The sequence below is a fragment of the Pseudomonas sp. genome (assembly GCF_051660785.1).
Classification (GTDB): Bacteria; Pseudomonadota; Gammaproteobacteria; order Pseudomonadales; family Pseudomonadaceae; genus Aquipseudomonas.
Genome location: NZ_JBOFQE010000094.1, coordinates 1 through 16,148 on the forward strand (window position 1 = coordinate 1; position 16,148 = coordinate 16,148).

At 58.6% G+C, this 16,148-nt stretch carries 15 protein-coding genes; 8 read left to right on the forward strand and 7 right to left on the reverse strand.

From position 1 onward, the window contains the following. Positions 1 to 98: 98 nt before the first annotated feature. From ACRC4F_RS27125 to ACRC4F_RS27135, 3 genes are all read right to left on the reverse strand, one after another. Positions 99 to 1,385 carry an ATP-binding protein gene (locus ACRC4F_RS27125; RefSeq protein WP_438662116.1) on the reverse strand — a complete coding sequence of 429 codons (1,287 nt, stop codon included), beginning with the start codon at positions 1,383 to 1,385 and terminating at the stop codon, positions 99 to 101. Further along, positions 1,386 to 2,093: a response regulator gene (locus tag ACRC4F_RS27130; RefSeq protein ID WP_438662147.1), complete on the reverse strand. Its 708-nt coding sequence runs from the start codon at positions 2,091 to 2,093 to the stop codon at positions 1,386 to 1,388. A 246-nt stretch (positions 2,094 to 2,339) separates the two neighbouring features. Next, complete coding sequence (locus ACRC4F_RS27135; protein WP_438662117.1) at positions 2,340 to 2,948, reverse strand: tRNA-(ms[2]io[6]A)-hydroxylase; 609 nt, start codon at positions 2,946 to 2,948, stop codon at positions 2,340 to 2,342. 161 nt (positions 2,949 to 3,109) lie between these two features. On the opposite strand from ACRC4F_RS27135, the gene ACRC4F_RS27140 reads away from it, so the two are divergent. Beyond that, positions 3,110 to 3,973, forward strand: coding sequence for a universal stress protein (locus tag ACRC4F_RS27140; protein WP_438662118.1), 864 nt, complete (start codon positions 3,110 to 3,112; stop codon positions 3,971 to 3,973). Between the two features lie 163 nt (positions 3,974 to 4,136). Here the strand turns inward: ACRC4F_RS27140 and ACRC4F_RS27145 are convergent, their stop codons facing one another. Continuing rightward, positions 4,137 to 4,607 (reverse strand): DUF1289 domain-containing protein, encoded by a 471-nt coding sequence (locus ACRC4F_RS27145; protein ID WP_109630366.1) that lies wholly within the window; start codon positions 4,605 to 4,607, stop codon positions 4,137 to 4,139. A gap of 512 nt (positions 4,608 to 5,119) precedes the next feature. On the opposite strand from ACRC4F_RS27145, the gene acnB reads away from it, so the two are divergent. Then, positions 5,120 to 7,729, forward strand: a complete 2,610-nt coding sequence (acnB, locus tag ACRC4F_RS27150; RefSeq protein ID WP_438662148.1) for a bifunctional aconitate hydratase 2/2-methylisocitrate dehydratase — start codon at positions 5,120 to 5,122, stop codon at positions 7,727 to 7,729. 203 nt (positions 7,730 to 7,932) lie between these two features. Here acnB and ACRC4F_RS27155 read toward each other — a convergent pair whose 3' ends face one another. Further along, entirely contained in the window at positions 7,933 to 9,213 is a 1,281-nt protein-coding gene (locus ACRC4F_RS27155) for a serine/threonine transporter (protein ID WP_438662119.1), read from the reverse strand. Between the two features lie 267 nt (positions 9,214 to 9,480). Here ACRC4F_RS27155 and ACRC4F_RS27160 point away from each other — a divergent pair, with 267 nt between their 5' ends. The 6 genes from ACRC4F_RS27160 (at position 9,481) to ACRC4F_RS27185 (ending at position 14,788) form a co-directional block, all read left to right on the forward strand. After that, entirely contained in the window at positions 9,481 to 9,864 is a 384-nt protein-coding gene (locus tag ACRC4F_RS27160) for a tautomerase family protein (RefSeq protein ID WP_438662120.1), read from the forward strand. Between the two features lie 45 nt (positions 9,865 to 9,909). Next, complete coding sequence (locus ACRC4F_RS27165) at positions 9,910 to 10,830, forward strand: DMT family transporter (RefSeq protein ID WP_438662121.1); 921 nt, start codon at positions 9,910 to 9,912, stop codon at positions 10,828 to 10,830. Between the two features lie 62 nt (positions 10,831 to 10,892). Then, on the forward strand, positions 10,893 to 11,489 hold the full coding sequence (locus tag ACRC4F_RS27170; protein ID WP_438662122.1) for a TetR/AcrR family transcriptional regulator: 597 nt from the start codon (positions 10,893 to 10,895) through the stop codon (positions 11,487 to 11,489). 100 nt (positions 11,490 to 11,589) lie between these two features. Continuing rightward, a complete protein-coding gene (locus ACRC4F_RS27175; protein ID WP_438662123.1) occupies positions 11,590 to 12,558 on the forward strand; it encodes a 2-hydroxyacid dehydrogenase in 969 nt (322 codons plus the stop codon). 337 nt (positions 12,559 to 12,895) lie between these two features. Further along, the gene (locus ACRC4F_RS27180) at positions 12,896 to 13,963 is read left to right on the forward strand and encodes a phosphotransferase family protein (protein ID WP_438662124.1); all 1,068 of its coding nucleotides are present in this window, start codon (positions 12,896 to 12,898) and stop codon (positions 13,961 to 13,963) included. Between the two features lie 57 nt (positions 13,964 to 14,020). Beyond that, positions 14,021 to 14,788, forward strand: a complete 768-nt coding sequence (locus ACRC4F_RS27185; RefSeq protein ID WP_438662125.1) for an SDR family oxidoreductase — start codon at positions 14,021 to 14,023, stop codon at positions 14,786 to 14,788. 100 nt (positions 14,789 to 14,888) lie between these two features. Here the strand turns inward: ACRC4F_RS27185 and ACRC4F_RS27190 are convergent, their stop codons facing one another. Both ACRC4F_RS27190 and ACRC4F_RS27195 read right to left on the reverse strand, forming a co-directional pair. Next, positions 14,889 to 15,485: a hypothetical protein gene (locus ACRC4F_RS27190; protein ID WP_438662126.1), complete on the reverse strand. Its 597-nt coding sequence runs from the start codon at positions 15,483 to 15,485 to the stop codon at positions 14,889 to 14,891. Beyond that, complete coding sequence (locus tag ACRC4F_RS27195; RefSeq protein WP_438662127.1) at positions 15,485 to 15,898, reverse strand: hypothetical protein; 414 nt, start codon at positions 15,896 to 15,898, stop codon at positions 15,485 to 15,487. Before ACRC4F_RS27195 ends, ACRC4F_RS27190 begins: the two co-directional genes overlap by 1 nt. Between the last annotated feature and the right edge of the window lie 250 nt (positions 15,899 to 16,148).

Here is a 16,148-nt window from a genome sequence, read left to right on the forward strand (position 1 = left end):
TCGCACCGTCACTCCCACATTTGGAATGTACTCCAAATGTGGGAGTGACGGTGCGACGATTCGACCTGCTCGCGATGGCGTCAGTGAGAGCAACACAATCAATCCTGATGCGCCCACGTCATGCGAAACGACGCCCCACCCCACGGCGAATCCGCCACTTCCACTTGCCCGCCATGGGATTGCGACACCCGCCGCACCAACGCCAACCCCAAGCCAAACCCGCCCGTGCGGCGATCACGGCTGGCGTCCAGCCGCGAGAACGGTTCGAAGATTTTCTCACGCCCGTTCACCGGCACGCCCGGGCCATCATCGTTCACCTGCACTTCGTAGCGATCACCGGTACGGACCAAGGACACCTCCACCCGCTCATCGGCATAGCGAATGGCATTGCGCAGCAAATTGATCACCGCGCGGGCCATGAAACGCGGTTCGATGCGCACCTCTTCGACCTGACACTCGACAATCAACAACTGCACCCCGGCGGCCTCCGCCTCCAGTGCCACGCTGCCCACCACGCTGTCCAGCCAACTGTTCGCCTGAATGTTTTCCCGAGTGATGACCGTGGCGCCGCGCTCCAGACTGGCGTAGGTCAGCAGCTCGGAAACCATTTCCTCCAGCTCGCCAAGGTCGGCGTACATGTCGGCAATCAGTTCGCGGTTCTGGGTCGGATCGGGTTGTTGCTTGAGCTGATCGAGTTCGAATGACAAGCGGGCAATCGGCGTGCGTAATTCATGGGACACCGCGTTGGTCAGCTCGCGCTGATTGGCGATCAAGCCCTCGATTCGCGCCGCCATCAGGTTGAAGTGCTCGGACAAATCACGAATGTTCGAACGCTTGGACAGCTGGATCCGCGACGCCAGGTCGTTATCGCCAAAACGCTCGGCCGCCAGGCGCAGCTTCTCCAGGTCGCGCCAATGCGGCCGGACCCAGAACATCAACACGAAACCGATCATCACCGCGATCATCAGGTACGCCGCGGCTATGTAGAACGGCATCAGGCTGGGCTCGGCCGGCAGCTTGATGCTGAGCAACTGAGAACCGTCGTCGATGCGCGAGATGAACTGCGTGTACTTGTCGCGAATCACCAGCAGCCCCTGGTCCAACTCGGCTTTCTCCTGCTCAGTCAGGGACAGTTGATTTTTCTCGACCAGGGTCAGGCCCAAACCATAGTGCGGGCGCACTGCCTCCAGTTGGCGCTCCCGGTCCGAGCCGTCCAGATCGCGCAACTGCTCGGACAGCGTCCAGGCCTGGCCACGCACGGCCTCACGGTTGTAGCTCTGCATCTGACCGTCGAGCAGCGCGTCGAACGTGCGCTCGACCGTTTGCAGGCCCAGCACCAGGCCAACCGTCATGACCAGAAACAGCCCAAGAAATAACCGCAGCATTTACAGCTCCCAAGCAAACGGATTGAACAGGTAACCCTTGCCCCAGATGGTCTTGATGCACACCGGTTCGCGTGGGTTGTCCTTGAGCTTGCCGCGCAACTTGCTGATGTAGACGTCAACACTGCGGTTGAGGCCGTCGAAGGCGATACCGCGCATGCGGTTGAGAATGTCGTCGCGGGACAGGATCTTGCCGGCGGCGCTGGCCAGCAACCACAGCAGTTCGAATTCCATGGTGGTCATTTCGATGACCTCACCTGCCAGCCGAACCTCGCGACAGCTGCGGTCGATGCTCAAGCTGCCGAATTCCAGAGCGCTGCACACGCTGCTGTCCGGCGCTTGGCGCCGTTGCAAGGCACGCAGGCGGGCCAGCAGCACCGGCGGTTTGATCGGTTTGATCACGTAGTCGTCGGCGCCCGATTCCAGGCCGAGGATGTGATCGAGATCATCTTCCTTGGCCGTGAGAATGACGATCGGCGTGTCCGACACGCTGCGGATCTCGCGGCACACGTGCAGGCCGCTCTGTCCCGGCAACATCAGGTCGAGCACGACAATTTTCGGTTTGAATTCGAGGAACGCAGCCAACGCGAGGTCGCCACGGTGCACCTGCCGGACCTCAAAACCGTGTTGGGACAGGAAATGCGCGATCAGCCCGGCGAGCTTCTCGTCGTCTTCCACCAGCAATACTTTGCCAAAACCCAGGTTGTCCATAACGACCGTCTGCTGCCCCTTGTGTGAAGTGGCCGGCATTATGGCGCCAATCGGTGACGGGACGGTGATGACGGGCAGCAAAAACCGGCCACACGGGCCGGTTTTGGGCGATGTTTCATACTCTTAAGAGTTTTTAACAATTCAGACGTAGAAGACGCAGCCTCGTTTCACTCGACAGCTGCTACAGGGGATACCCAGTTCTATGTAGCAGCTGTCGAGTAAAACGAGGCTGCGTTCTGTTGATCTTCACGCCGCTACCGGAACACCGCTGTGGAAACGGAACTCTACGTCCGGTGATTCAATCAATTCCTGCTCGGCAGCGCGAACCTTGTCGATCACCTGGGCAATATCCTTCGCGTCACCGTACTGATAAGCCAGTTTCAGGTAACCCTGGAAATGCCGCGCTTCGCTTTTCAGCAAGCCGAAATAGAACTTGCCCAGTTCTTCGTCCAGATGCGGCACCAATGCCTCAAAACGCTCGCAGCTGCGGGCCTCGATAAACGCGCCAACCACCAGCGTGTCCACCAGTTTGACCGGCTCGTGGCTGCGCACCACTTTGCGCAGGCCCGAGGCGTAACGCCCGGCGGACAGCTGACGCAGCTCGACCTTGCGCTTTTTCATCAGGCGCATGACCTGCTCGTGGTGCACCAGCTCTTCCCGGGCCAGGCGCGACATCAGGTTGATCAGGTCGACATGGGAGTGATACTTGGCGATCAGGCTCAACGCCGTGCTGGCCGCCTTGAACTCACAGTTCTTGTGGTCGATCAGCAGGGTTTCCTGATCGGCAAGCGCGGCCTGGACCCAGCCATCGGGGGTGCGGCAGCCGAGGAACTCGTGAATTTCGGGAAGGATCATGGGGCTCACGGAATAAAAGGTATAAATCGAAGGGCGCCGATTATACCGGCCTGCCGCCAGACCACCAGCCGCGACCGTTGATATGCATCAAGTACCGGGTTCGCGGCGAAGAACTATAGTTGTCCAACGCAGTATTTTTTACCTTCCTGGAGATCCCGATCATGCAAGCCATACGCAGCATTCTGGTGGTCATCGAACCCGAACACTCGGAAAGCCTGGCGCTCAAACGGGCCAAACTGATTGCTGGCGTGACCCAGGCGCATCTGCATCTGCTGGTGTGCGATCGCAAGCATGACCATAGCGGCATGTTGGGCGTGCTCAAGGCGGCCCTGATCGAGGACGGCTATAGCGTCACCACCGAGCAGGCCTGGAACGAAAGCCTGCACGAAACCATCGTCGATGTGCAGCAGGCGGAAGGTTGCGGGCTGGTGGTCAAACAGCACTTTCCCGACAGTTCGCTAAAAAAAGCACTGCTGACCCCTGGGGACTGGAAATTGCTGCGCCACTGCCCGACCCCGGTGCTGCTGGTCAAAACCTCAAAGCCCTGGACGGGTGGCGTGATTCTGGCGGCGATCGATGTCGGTAATACCGATATCGAACACCGCCACCTGCACAACACCATCATCGATCACGGTTACGACATCGCCAGCCTGGCCAAGGCTCATCTGCACGTGGTCAGCGCCCACCCGTCACCGATGCTGTCGGCGGCCGACCCGACGTTGCAGCTCAGCGAAACCATCGAGGCGCGCTATCGCGAACAGTGCAAGGCGTTTCAGGCCGAGTTCGACATTGACGATGAGCACCTGCATATCGCCGAAGGTCCGGCGGATGTGTTGATTCCGTACATGGTCCACAAATTGGGCGCATCGGTGACGGTGATTGGCACGGTGGCGCGCAGCGGGTTGTCCGGGACGTTGATCGGGAATACGGCAGAAGTCGTACTGGATGCAGTGGAAAGCGATGTGCTGGTGCTCAAGCCGCAGGAGATTGAGGATCATCTGGAGGAGATTGCCGGCAAGCATTGAGATCTGTGGCGAGGGGATTTATCCCCGTTGGGTTGCGAAGCGACCCCAAGATCAGGCGACCCAGATGAATGAGACATACCGCGTGCGCCGGTTTTGCGGCGACTGCGTCGCCGAACGGGGCGGTGCGACGTTTCGATAAATCCCCTCGCCACACGTTATGTGCTCAACCGCCGAAGGCGTCTCTCAGGAACCCCGGGGCGATGTAGCGCTGGTAATGCGCCTCCGACAGCAAAAAGAATTCCCGATCAATGGCATCGCGCAATTCCGGCAGGTTCCAGTCGCGAAACTCCGGCATCAGCACCATCCCGTAGGCTTCCAGGTTGTTGATCACCCGCGCCCCCCGGGCGATCAGCTGATAAGCCCAGCAATACTCGGACTGATGCGGCACAAAGCGGATTTTGCGCTGTTCCAGCTGCAAGCGCAGGCGCTGGGGATCAAACACTTCGAGCTTGCTGGCCATCACCTGGGACAACAGCTGCTCAAGACGCAGCCACACCGCGCGCTTTTCCTCCTCGTTGTAACCATTCCAGTTGATCACTTCATGGTGGAAACGCTTGCAGCCACGGCACACCAGATCACCGTAAACGGTGGAGCAGAGGCCGACGCAGGGAGTCTTGATGGTCTGATTGGGCATAGGTAGGCAAAACACGGGAAAGCAGGACAGGCCGGCATGTTAGCCCTTTGTCCGGCATTCATCACCCCTCAAAATGCAGGGGCTCAGCGTCTGTCGGGCTTAGGTGAAGACCGCGACGGGGCTCCGCGCCTTGCCGCGCACACGTTCGCCCGGCAACGCGGCTCGCCACCAAAGTCCAATAGCCCCCGACTTACCTTTAATTTTTTTTTGCCGTAGAATCAGCCAGCCTTTTTAAGGCGCCAATGTCCGTTAGAAGCTGTTTTCAAAGCGTCACGAGCACAGTCGTTCCTTCAGAGCGGTGTTGGCGATGGGTTTTTCCAGCGGGGAAAAGCCCAACGCCAACCCTCATCAGCTCCCCGTTCTGCAGGCGTAAAACTTTGAAAGCAGCTTCTGTAAGGAATTGTCGGTAATTCTGGCTAAGTGGCCCACAACGCCACGCAGCGCATGAGTACGGCAATTTCGGGATGAGCGTCCCGGACACCCATTTGGGACCACTGATGAGGGTAATAACTGTGCTTGAAGCCTACCGCAAACATATCGAAGAGCGCGCAGCACTGGGTATCGTTCCCCAGCCGCTAAACGCCGAACAAACTGCAGGCCTGGTCGAGCTGCTGAAGAATCCCCCGGCTGGCGAAGAAGCTTTCCTCGTTGACCTGATCACCAATCGCATTCCACCGGGTGTGGACGAAGCAGCCTATGTAAAGGCCGGTTTCCTCTCCGCCCTCGCCAAAGGCGAAGCAACCTCCCCTCTGATCGACAAGAAGCGCGCTGTTGAACTGCTCGGCACCATGCAGGGCGGCTACAACATCGTGACCCTGGTTGACCTGCTCGACAGCGCCGAACTGGCCCCTGTCGCTGCCGCTCAACTCAAGCACACCCTGCTGATGTTCGATGCGTTCCACGACGTCGCTGAAAAAGCCAAGAACGGTAACGTTCACGCTAAAGGCGTGCTGCAATCCTGGGCTGACGGCGAGTGGTTCAAAAACCGCCCTGTCCTGGCCGACAAGATCAGCCTGCGCGTGTTCAAGGTCACCGGCGAAACCAACACCGACGACCTGTCCCCTGCTCCGGACGCCTGGTCCCGCCCGGACATCCCGCTGCACGCCCTCGCCATGCTGAAAATGGCCCGTGAAGGCATCGTGCCTGACGTCCAGGGCGTCACCGGTCCGATGAAGCAGATCGAAGAAATGCGCGGTCAAGGTTTCCCTATCGCCTACGTCGGTGACGTGGTCGGTACCGGTTCTTCGCGTAAATCCGCCACCAACTCGGTGCTGTGGTTCTTCGGCGACGACGTTCCTTACGTGCCGAACAAGCGTGCCGGCGGTTTCTGCTTCGGCAGCAAGATCGCTCCGATCTTCTACAACACCATGGAAGATGCCGGCGCACTGCCAATCGAATTCGACGTGACCAACATGAACATGGGCGACGTGATCGACCTGTACCCGCATGCTGGCAAAGTCTGCAAACACGGCACCGACGAAGTCCTGACCACCTTCGAAATGAAGACCCCGGTGCTGTTGGACGAAGTGCGCGCCGGCGGCCGTATCCCGCTGATCATCGGCCGTGGCCTGACCGACAAGGCCCGTGCCGAACTGGGCCTGGGCCCTACCGATCTGTTCAAACTGCCTGAAGCACCTGTCGACACTGGCAAGGGCTACACCCTGGCACAGAAAATGGTCGGCAAGGCGTGCGGTCTGCCAGAAGGCAAAGGTGTTCGTCCAGGTACTTACTGCGAACCGAAAATGACCACCGTGGGTTCTCAGGACACCACCGGTCCGATGACCCGTGACGAACTGAAAGACCTGGCGTGCCTGGGCTTCTCGACCGATCTGGTGATGCAGTCCTTCTGCCACACCGCGGCTTACCCAAAGCCGATCGACGTGACCACCCACCACACCCTGCCAGACTTCATCATGACCCGCGGCGGCGTTTCCCTGCGTCCGGGCGACGGCATCATCCACAGCTGGCTGAACCGCATGCTGCTGCCGGACACCGTCGGTACCGGTGGTGACTCGCACACCCGTTTCCCGATGGGCATTTCGTTCCCGGCCGGTTCCGGTCTGGTAGCGTTCGCCGCAGCCACCGGCGTTATGCCGCTGGACATGCCGGAATCGATCCTGGTGCGCTTCAAAGGCAAGATGCAACCGGGCGTCACCCTGCGTGACCTGGTTCACGCCATTCCTTACTTCGCGATTCAGGCTGGCCTGTTGACCGTTGAGAAGAAAGGCAAGAAGAACGCATTCTCCGGCCGCATCCTGGAAATCGAAGGCCTGGACGACCTGAGCATCGAGCAGGCTTTCGAGCTGTCCGACGCCTCGGCTGAACGTTCCGCTGCCGGTTGCACGATCAAGCTGTCGAAAGATTCGATCACCGAGTACCTGAACTCCAACATCACCCTGCTGCGCTGGATGATCGGCGAAGGCTACGGCGATGCACGTACCCTGGAACGTCGCGCTCAAGCGATGGAAGCCTGGGTTGCCAACCCTGAGCTGATGGTTGCCGATGCTGACGCCGAATACGCTGAAATCATCGAAATCGACCTGGCCGACATCAAGGAGCCTGTGCTCTGCGCGCCGAACGATCCGGACGACGCCCGTCTGCTGTCCAGCGTTGCTGGCGAGAAGATTGACGAAGTGTTCATCGGTTCGTGCATGACCAACATCGGTCACTTCCGCGCTGCCGGTAAACTGCTGGATCAGGTCAAGGGCCAGCTTCCAACCCGTCTGTGGCTGTCGCCGCCGACCAAAATGGACGCTCACCAGCTGACCGAAGAAGGCTACTACGGCATCTACGGCAAGGCCGGCGCTCGCATGGAAATGCCGGGTTGCTCGCTGTGCATGGGTAACCAGGCACGTGTAGAGCCGAACTCGACTGTGGTGTCGACGTCGACCCGTAACTTCCCGAACCGTCTGGGTGACGGCGCGAACGTCTACCTGGCTTCGGCCGAGCTGGCGTCCGTTGCTTCCATCCTGGGTCGCCTGCCGACCGTCGAGGAGTACATGGAATACGCTGGCAAGATCGACAGCATGGCGGCCGATGTCTACCGCTACTTGTCCTTCGACCAGATCGCCGAGTTCCGTGAAGCTGCTGCGAACGCCAACATCCCGGTCGTTCAAGCCTAACGCTGCAACGCAATAAAAAACGCCGCCCATCGTGAGATGAGCGGCGTTTTTTTTATGCCTGAACAAATGGGGCGGCTCACTGCTCGGCTGACTTGAGGACCGAGTCGCTCCCATCGCGAGCAGGCTCGCTCCCACAGGTTCTGCGCGGTCCTTGTGGGAGCGAGTCTGCTCGCGATAGCGGACTCATGGCCGCAAAAGATCTATCAGGCCGTCAGGGAATAGATCAACGCCGTTATCGCCACCAGGCCCACCGCCGTCACGAAGACGTTAGAGGCTTGACCACGAAAACGCGCCATCGCCGGAACCTTGCGGATTGCATACATCGGCATCAGGAACAGGATGGCCGCGATAACCGGGCCGCCAAGGGTTTCGATCATGCCGAGGATGCTCGGGTTCAGGGTCGCGACAATCCAGCACACCACCAGCATGAACGCGGCCGTCATGCGGTCCAGGGTCTTCGGTGCCGGGCGTTTGCCACTTTTCACGATCAGGCCTTTGAGGCCCTCGCTGGCGCCGATGTAGTGCCCCAGGAACGACTTGGATATAGCCACAAAAGCAATCAACGGCGCCGCGAAGGCGATGGTCGGGTTGCTGAAGTGGTTGGCCAGGTACGACAGGATCGACAGGTTTTGTGCCTTGGCTTCGGCCAGTTGCGCTGGAGACAGGGTCAGCACGCAACTGAAGACGAAGAACAGCACCATCACCACCATCAAGGCGTGGGCGCGGGACAGGATTTGCGAGCTGCGTTCTTCGGCGTGTTCGCCGTAACGACGCTTCTGGTCCACCGCAAACGCCGAGATGATCGGCGAGTGGTTGAACGAGAACACCATCACCGGAATCGCCAGCCACAGCGTGTGCAGCAGCGCGGACGGTTCAGGCAGGGTCGACGCCGTGGCCAGGATGCCGCCGTTCCAGTGCGGAATCAGAAACACAGCGAGGAACAGCAGCGCCACAATGAACGGATACACCATCAGGCTCATGGCCTTGACGATCACCTGCTCGCCGCAGCGCACCACGGCCAGCAAGCCGAGGATCAGCACCAACGACAGCACGGCGCGCGGTGGCGGCATGATGTGCAGTTGATGCTCGAGGAAACTGCCCACGGTATTGGTCAGGGCCACGCTGTAGATCAGCAGGATCGGGAAGATCGCGAAGAAGTACAGCAAAGTGATCAGCGCACCGGCCTTGATGCCGAAGTGTTCTTCAACCACTTCGGTGATGTCCGCGCCTTCGCGTCCGGACAACACAAAGCGGGTCAGGCCACGGTGCGCATAAAAAGTCATGGGGAACGCCAGCACCGCGAGAATCAGCAACGGCCAGAAGCCGCCCAGGCCCGCGTTGATCGGCAAAAACAGGGTACCGGCTCCGATTGCCGTGCCAAACAGGCCCAGCATCCAGGTGGTGTCATGGCGATTCCAGCTTGTGAGAGTCGCTGGTGTCGCCGCTACATAGCGTTCGTCGACGCTATTGGCCTGATCATTCATCCGGTGGGATCTCCGCATTCCGGTCATTTGCTACCCGGTCAGGACGAGTCGAAAAATCCGACGGGCAGCGCCCTGGCCGAAACAGGGGCGCGATTGTCCGGGATTAATGAACAGAAGCAAAGACTTAGCTGAGGAATGGTTGTGCGGATCAGATTCTCCGACCCTCGCATTAAATAGATGTTTTGAAAAATCTATTTAACAAAAGAGTAGCGTCAGGTACTTTCGAGCCTGCTGCTGACCGGCAGCCTTCTTCTGCGGAGACCTTCCATGCCACTCGTTCGCGTCGACATTAAAAAGAACCAGGACCCGACCTTCGCCAAGCGCATCGGCAAACTGATCTACACTGCCATGCACGCCACCATAGGCGTCCCCGAGAACGACAACTTCCAGATCCTCGCCGAACACGACGAGAACCACTTCATTTTTGACCCCGTTTATATGGGCATCAATCGCACGGACAATCTGGTGATCATCCAGATCACCCTGCGGGAAGGCCGCACCCTCGAGCAGAAAAAACTGCTCTACAAAACCATCGCCGAAAGCCTCAACGCTGAACTGGCTATTCGCCTGGAAGATGTCTTCATCAATCTGGTGGAAGGCAAGCCCGAGAACTGGTCATTCGGCAATGGCATCGCTCAATACGCCAGCTGATGGTCACCACGCTGGGCGTTTTACAAGGTCCGGGGAGGACATCTCATGAGACAGGCCGCGTATATCGCGTTCGCTCTGCTCGGCCTGATCTGGGGCACCAACTTCATCTTCATGAAGTGGGCGGCCGAATGGATTACTCCCACCCAAATTGTGTTCTTGCGCGTGTTATTCGGGTTCTTGCCGATCCTGGCATTTGCCCTCGCGCGTCGAAGCCTGAGTTGGTCGCACCTGCGCTACAGCCATCATTTTCTGGTGATGGCGCTGCTGGCGACGGTGGTCTACTACTACGCCTTCGCCAAAGGCACCTCGTTATTGCTGTCCAGCGTGGCCGGGATGCTCAGCGGTGCGATTCCGCTGTTTTCCTTCATCACTGCGTGGCTTTTCCTGCGCGCCGAGCCGCTTAATTCCCGCACGGCTTTCGGCATTTTCCTTGGTTTTGTCGGGGTGATTCTGATTGCACGCCCCTGGAACAGCCTGGCCGCCGGTGTCGATGTCAGCGGCGTGCTGTACATGATCGCCGGCTCGCTGAGTGTCGGCTGCTCGTTTGTCTACGCTCGACGCTTCATCACACCACTGGGTTTGTCGCCACTGGCGCTGTCGACCTATCAGATCGGTTTCGCCTTGGTGCTCATCACGCTCGTTACCGACATGCACGGCATGGCGCGTATCTCGCTGGACCCGGTGGCGCTGGTGGGCGTGATATTGGGCCTGGGGCTGGCCGGAACCGGTGTCGCCTACATCCTTTATTACTTCATCGTGCAACGACTGGGCGCCCTCGCCGCTTCGGGCGTCACCTATGTTCCGCCGGTGATTGCCTTGCTGATCGGCACGTTGCTGGTCGGCGAGCCGATCAAGAGTCTCGACCTGCTCGCGATGCTGCTGATCCTCGGCGGCGTCTACGTGCTGCAATCGGGAAATAAAAACCCTGCCACGAAAGCCAAAGGTGCGGTGAAAGTGACGAACTGACAGAACACCGACAGTTCCCTATGATGCCGGTCATCTATAACCCTCTACACCTGAGAGCCAGCATGCCTCGAGTCTCCCGCAAACAAGCCGAACTCAACCGCGAGATTATCGTCGAAGCCGCCACGCGGCTGTTTCGCGAGCGCGGCCTGCACGGGATCAGCGTCGTCGATGTGATGGGCGCGGCCGGCCTCACCCATGGCGGGTTCTACGGTCATTTCGAGTCGAAGGAAGCGCTGGCGAAAGAGGCTTGTACCCGGGCGTTCACTCAGTCGATGGAACGCTGGAAACAAAAAATCGACACCACCGACGACAGCCTCTCCGCTCGCACGAGCATCATCGCGCCCTACCTGTCGGCGGCCAATCGCGACAATCCAGGCGAAAGCTGTCCGGTGACTGCGTTTGCCGGGGACATGTGTCATGAAACCGCCGAAAGCGGTTTGCACCAGACCTACACCCAAGGGCTGGAAGCCTTGCTGCAGATACTAATACCCTTGATGGGTGCCGATCACCCCGAAGCCAATCGCAAACAAGCCCTGGTGGATTATTCGTTGATGGTTGGCGCCCTGACCCTCGCCCGTGCGACCCGAGGGGACGGGTTATCCGATGAGATTCTCGACGCCGCCCGGCAGTTTCTGACATCACAAGGTAAAACAATCTGATCAACAGCGTGTGCATTCCTCCGGCATTGCTAAACTCCTCTGAAATCAGCACTCTGAAGCAACATTCGAGATCCGACATTCAATTCCACAGGAGCCCAGCATGCCTGCAACCGTTCTGGTACTGGTTGAAACCATCAATGACTACCTGCCGATTCTCGAACATCAGGGATTTCACCTGATTCTGGCCCCGACGCCTGCCGAGCGCGCCGAAGCCATCACACGGCACGGTGCTCAAATCGATGCGGTATTGACCCGCGGCCCGTTGGGTCTGTACGCCGACGAAATCGCCTCACTGCCCAATCTCAAAATCATCTGCGTGATCGGCGCCGGTTACGAGCACGTCGACCTGCAAGCCGCCGCCGACCGCGACATCACCGTCACCAATGGTGCCGGCGTCAATGCCTCGTCAGTCGCCGACCATGCCATGGCGATGCTGCTGGCACTGGTCCGCGACATTCCCCGCTGTGACGCCGCCGTACGCCGTGGCGAGTGGCCGAAGATCATGCGCCCTTCCCTGGCCGGCAAGCGCCTGGGGATTCTCGGCCTGGGCGCGGTCGGCATCGCCATCGCCAAACGCGCCTCCGCTGGCTTCGACATGAGCGTGTGCTACCACAACCGCCAGCACCGCAGCGACGTCCCTTATACCTTCTGCTCGACACCGACTGAACTGGCACGCGCCTCGGACTTTCTGGTCGTCGCCACGCCCGGTGGCCTGGGCACCAAACACCTGATCAACAAACAGGTGCTCGACGCCTTGGGTCCCAACGGCTTTGTCGTGAACATCGCCCGAGCCTCGGTGATTTCCACCACCGACCTGGTCAGCGCGCTTGAACAACGACGCATTGCCGGTGCCGCACTGGATGTATTCGATGCCGAGCCTCATGTGCCAGATGCTCTCAAGGCTCTGACCAACGTGATCCTGACGCCGCATGTCGCGGGGTTGTCCCCGGAAGCGACCCAAGGCACCGTTGAACTGGTGGGGAAAAACCTGGTGGCGTTCTTCACTGGGCAGCCGGTATTGACGCCCATTGAGTTACCCGCGCCGGCCACCGCCGTACTCGCTCGTTAACTAAAGGACGCTGAACAGAATAGCGTCCAGAGCCGGGGCGCCGGTCGCCCCCAGAGTAAGCCTGAAGGCCTGCTCGCGATGAGGCCTGGACATCCAGTAGCAATGTCCGAGGATGAGCATCTGCGTCTGCCTTGCGCACAGCCCATTTCACACCTCCTTTCTGGAAGCACCCTCTCCCCTTGAGCCACAGTCCACACTGCTGGTTCGCGCGCATCAGGAACGCTGATTATCCTGCAACACGCTAACCTATAAGACCGTGCCGCGCTTGTGGCGACTCCGGCGCACCATTAGATTAGCCAATGATGTCTGGCCTCCAAAATAAGCAGAAGGGATAAGCATGGCGCTTACTGACCAGTCCACCCGTATCCGTACCGGCGAAGAACTCGATGCCAGCCTGATCGATCCGTACCTCAAGGCCCACATTCCGGGCTTGAATGGCTTGCCTGTGATCAGCCAGTTTCCCGGCGGCGCGTCGAACCTGACCTACCTGCTGGAATACCCGGAGCAAGAGTTCGTCCTGCGTCGGCCGCCGTTTGGCCACAAGGCCAAGTCCGCACACGACATGGGCCGCGAATTTCGCATCCTCAATCAGCTGCGCGACGGTTTTCCGTATTGCCCCAAAGCCTATGTGCACTGCACCGACGAATCGGTGATCGGCGCCGAGTTCTATGTGATGGAACGGGTCAACGGGATCATCCTGCGCTCCGAACTGCCGCCGGAACTTGGCCTGGATTCAGCGCAAACCGAAGCCCTGTGCAAAAGCTTCATCGACAAGTTCGTTGAACTGCATCGGGTCGACTACAAGGCTTATGGCCTGGGCGACCTCGGCAAGCCCGAAGGCTATGTGGCACGGCAGATCAAGGGCTGGAGCGATCGCTACGAAAAAGCCCTGACCCCGGACGCGCCGAAGTGGGAAGCGGTCAAGGCCTGGCTCAACGACAAGATGCCGGCCGATCACCCGACCTCCAGCATCGTCCACAACGACTACCGCTTCGACAACGTGATCCTGGACCCCAACAACCCGATGCAAATCATCGGCGTGCTGGACTGGGAACTCACCACCCTCGGCGACCCGCTGATGGACCTCGGCAACACCCTCGCCTACTGGATCGAAGCCGCTGACCCCGCGCCGGTGCAACTGATGCGTCGTCAACCGAGCCACGCCCCGGGCATGCTCACCCGCCGCGAATTCGTCGATTATTACGCCGAGCGCTCGGGCATCCAGATCGACAATTTCGACTTCTACTACACCTATGGCCTGTTCCGCCTGGCCGGCATCGTGCAGCAGATCTACTACCGCTTCTTCCACGGGCAGACCCAGGACAAACGCTTCGCGCAGTTCATTCATATGAACAAGCTGCTGGAGCAGATGAGCCTGCAAGTCATCCAGAAATCTACGCTCTGATCGCGGCGCTGATTGCACCCATGGCCCCAATAACAATACTTTTTATAAGAGAATCCCATGTCCAAGACTCAGTTGTTCGACCTCGACGGCAAAATCGCATTCGTCTCCGGCGCCAGCCGCGGCATCGGTGAGGCCATCGCCAAACTCCTGGCCCAGCAAGGCGCCCACGTCATCGTCTCGAGCCGCAAGCTCGACGGCTGCCAACACGTGGCGGATGCGATCATCGCCGCCGGCGGCAAAGCCACCGCCGTCGCTTGCCACATCGGTGAAATGGAACAGATCAGCCAGGTCTTCGCCGGCATCAAGGAACAGTTCGGACGCCTGGACATCCTGGTCAACAACGCCGCGACCAACCCACAGTTCTGCAACGTGCTGGACACCGACCTCAGCGCCTTCCAGAAAACCGTCGACGTCAACATCCGCGGCTACTTCTTCATGTCGGTCGAAGCCGGCAAACTGATGCGCGAAAACGGCGGCGGCAGCATCATCAATGTCGCGTCGATCAATGGCATCTCGCCAGGCATCTTCCAGGGCATCTACTCGGTGACCAAGGCCGCCGTGATCAACATGACCAAGGTATTCGCCAAGGAATGCGCGCAGTTCAATATCCGCTGCAATGCCCTGCTGCCTGGCCTCACTGACACCAAATTCGCCTCGGCACTGGTGAAGAACGAGGCGATCCTGAACACCGCGTTGCAGCAGATTCCGCTCAAGCGCGTGGCGGATCCGAGCGAGATGGCCGGTGCGGTGCTGTATCTCGCCAGCGATGCGTCGAGCTACACCACCGGTGTTTCGTTGAACGTAGATGGCGGGTTCCTGTCCTGATTCAGTTCTGCGGATGAACAAAAGGCAGCCTTGGGGCTGCCTTTTTTGTTCACGCCAACCTGAAGCGTCTTGCGAGTTAATTCAGGGCTGATTTCAGAAACTACTGATCACGCACGAACTCAACTGGCTTCCCGGTCAAATCAAGAACTCTAAAATAGCCTTTGATACTCTTCACGTTACGGATCGCCAGCTGAACATGCGTTTCATGCATAAAATCCGTGCCGGGATAAAGACATTCTCCCTCCCAGAAGGGTGAACGAACAGAATCGTACGCAGGTGCTTCGGTAAGCTCCCGGAAAGTATGTAACGCATCGATGACCTGACAATCGAGACGACGTAGATAGGGCTTATTTTTCTTCAGGGGCTGACCGCCCTCTTCTTTTGAGGCTGCTTCAAGCCAGAGATAAGTCTGGCGGATCTCGCGTAATGCACTTTCGCTTGTGAAATCCAGGCAACGGCCCAAATCAATCACAGCCCCAATCACAAACGGATTTTTTATTGAACGCCGCTTTTGTGCGTTAGTCGCAAAACTGAGTGCGCGTTGTGGGTTGTTTTCCCAAAAGTAGGCGCCGCGGCCGAGCCAATCATAATCATTGGTGCTATCAAGAAGCGTCTCCTCACCCGCCAGCACACGCTCTCCAATGTCGCGCTCACACCCATGAAAACCGAGGACGAAGGAAGGAGAAATGCAATACATCAGCGAGCCTTGGCTTCCCCGTTCACACGTTTGAAAAACTCACGAACCTTGTGCGGATCCTTGAGCATCTCAGTTGCATATTCATCGATACGTACCGAGGCGCATGTGGCGGCCGATATCCTGGTTCCGTTTGAACCGACCATAATCCAGCTGCCCTCCGCTGAGGTTTTGAGTCCTTCACTGTCCATATCGAGCGTTACTCCTGATCCACTTTTTGCAACGGCGGCAGCGATAAGTCCGTATGTCTTATCGGGGTTTATTTTGGCAGCACTGGCCCGACCGCTAACAATTTTCCCGCTTGATAGCCGAATGATGCCTCCGTGCTGAAATCCGGCAGAATCACGCACAGCCTTCGCTTCGAGACGGTCACCCTCAACGAAAAGACAGATTGTTTTCTCGAAATCCTTCGACATGGCCACCTCTATTCGAGCGTCGTAGCATCGCTCAAATTTGATTAGTTAGTGGCCAATATAGTCTGCGGTGTATGTCCCGTCATCAAAGCCGGCGCTTTGTCGCTGATTTGCACACCAGAAACGATATAGGCACATGCCAGGAGGCTCAAGCCAGTGAATTCCTGCTTATTTGTAGGCAATGGCCTATGTCGCTGTAGCCATTTTGCCGATGGTTCGAATCATCAAAACAATGAATATTTTTTCTACTTAT

What these genes read in the sequence shown, in the direction of transcription:
- ACRC4F_RS27125 (WP_438662116.1), bottom strand. Translation starts at nt 1,385, where the DNA reads ATGCTGCGGTTATTTCTTGGGCTGTTTCTGGTCATGACGGTTGGCCTG.
- ACRC4F_RS27130 (WP_438662147.1), bottom strand. Translation starts at nt 2,093, where the DNA reads ATGGACAACCTGGGTTTTGGCAAAGTATTGCTGGTGGAAGACGACGAG.
- ACRC4F_RS27135 (WP_438662117.1), bottom strand. Translation starts at nt 2,948, where the DNA reads ATGATCCTTCCCGAAATTCACGAGTTCCTCGGCTGCCGCACCCCCGAT.
- ACRC4F_RS27140 (WP_438662118.1), top strand. Translation starts at nt 3,110, where the DNA reads ATGCAAGCCATACGCAGCATTCTGGTGGTCATCGAACCCGAACACTCG.
- ACRC4F_RS27145 (WP_109630366.1), bottom strand. Translation starts at nt 4,607, where the DNA reads ATGCCCAATCAGACCATCAAGACTCCCTGCGTCGGCCTCTGCTCCACC.
- ACRC4F_RS27155 (WP_438662119.1), bottom strand. Translation starts at nt 9,213, where the DNA reads ATGAATGATCAGGCCAATAGCGTCGACGAACGCTATGTAGCGGCGACA.
- ACRC4F_RS27160 (WP_438662120.1), top strand. Translation starts at nt 9,481, where the DNA reads ATGCCACTCGTTCGCGTCGACATTAAAAAGAACCAGGACCCGACCTTC.
- ACRC4F_RS27165 (WP_438662121.1), top strand. Translation starts at nt 9,910, where the DNA reads ATGAGACAGGCCGCGTATATCGCGTTCGCTCTGCTCGGCCTGATCTGG.
- ACRC4F_RS27170 (WP_438662122.1), top strand. Translation starts at nt 10,893, where the DNA reads ATGCCTCGAGTCTCCCGCAAACAAGCCGAACTCAACCGCGAGATTATC.
- ACRC4F_RS27175 (WP_438662123.1), top strand. Translation starts at nt 11,590, where the DNA reads ATGCCTGCAACCGTTCTGGTACTGGTTGAAACCATCAATGACTACCTG.
- ACRC4F_RS27180 (WP_438662124.1), top strand. Translation starts at nt 12,896, where the DNA reads ATGGCGCTTACTGACCAGTCCACCCGTATCCGTACCGGCGAAGAACTC.
- ACRC4F_RS27185 (WP_438662125.1), top strand. Translation starts at nt 14,021, where the DNA reads ATGTCCAAGACTCAGTTGTTCGACCTCGACGGCAAAATCGCATTCGTC.
- ACRC4F_RS27190 (WP_438662126.1), bottom strand. Translation starts at nt 15,485, where the DNA reads ATGTATTGCATTTCTCCTTCCTTCGTCCTCGGTTTTCATGGGTGTGAG.
- ACRC4F_RS27195 (WP_438662127.1), bottom strand. Translation starts at nt 15,898, where the DNA reads ATGTCGAAGGATTTCGAGAAAACAATCTGTCTTTTCGTTGAGGGTGAC.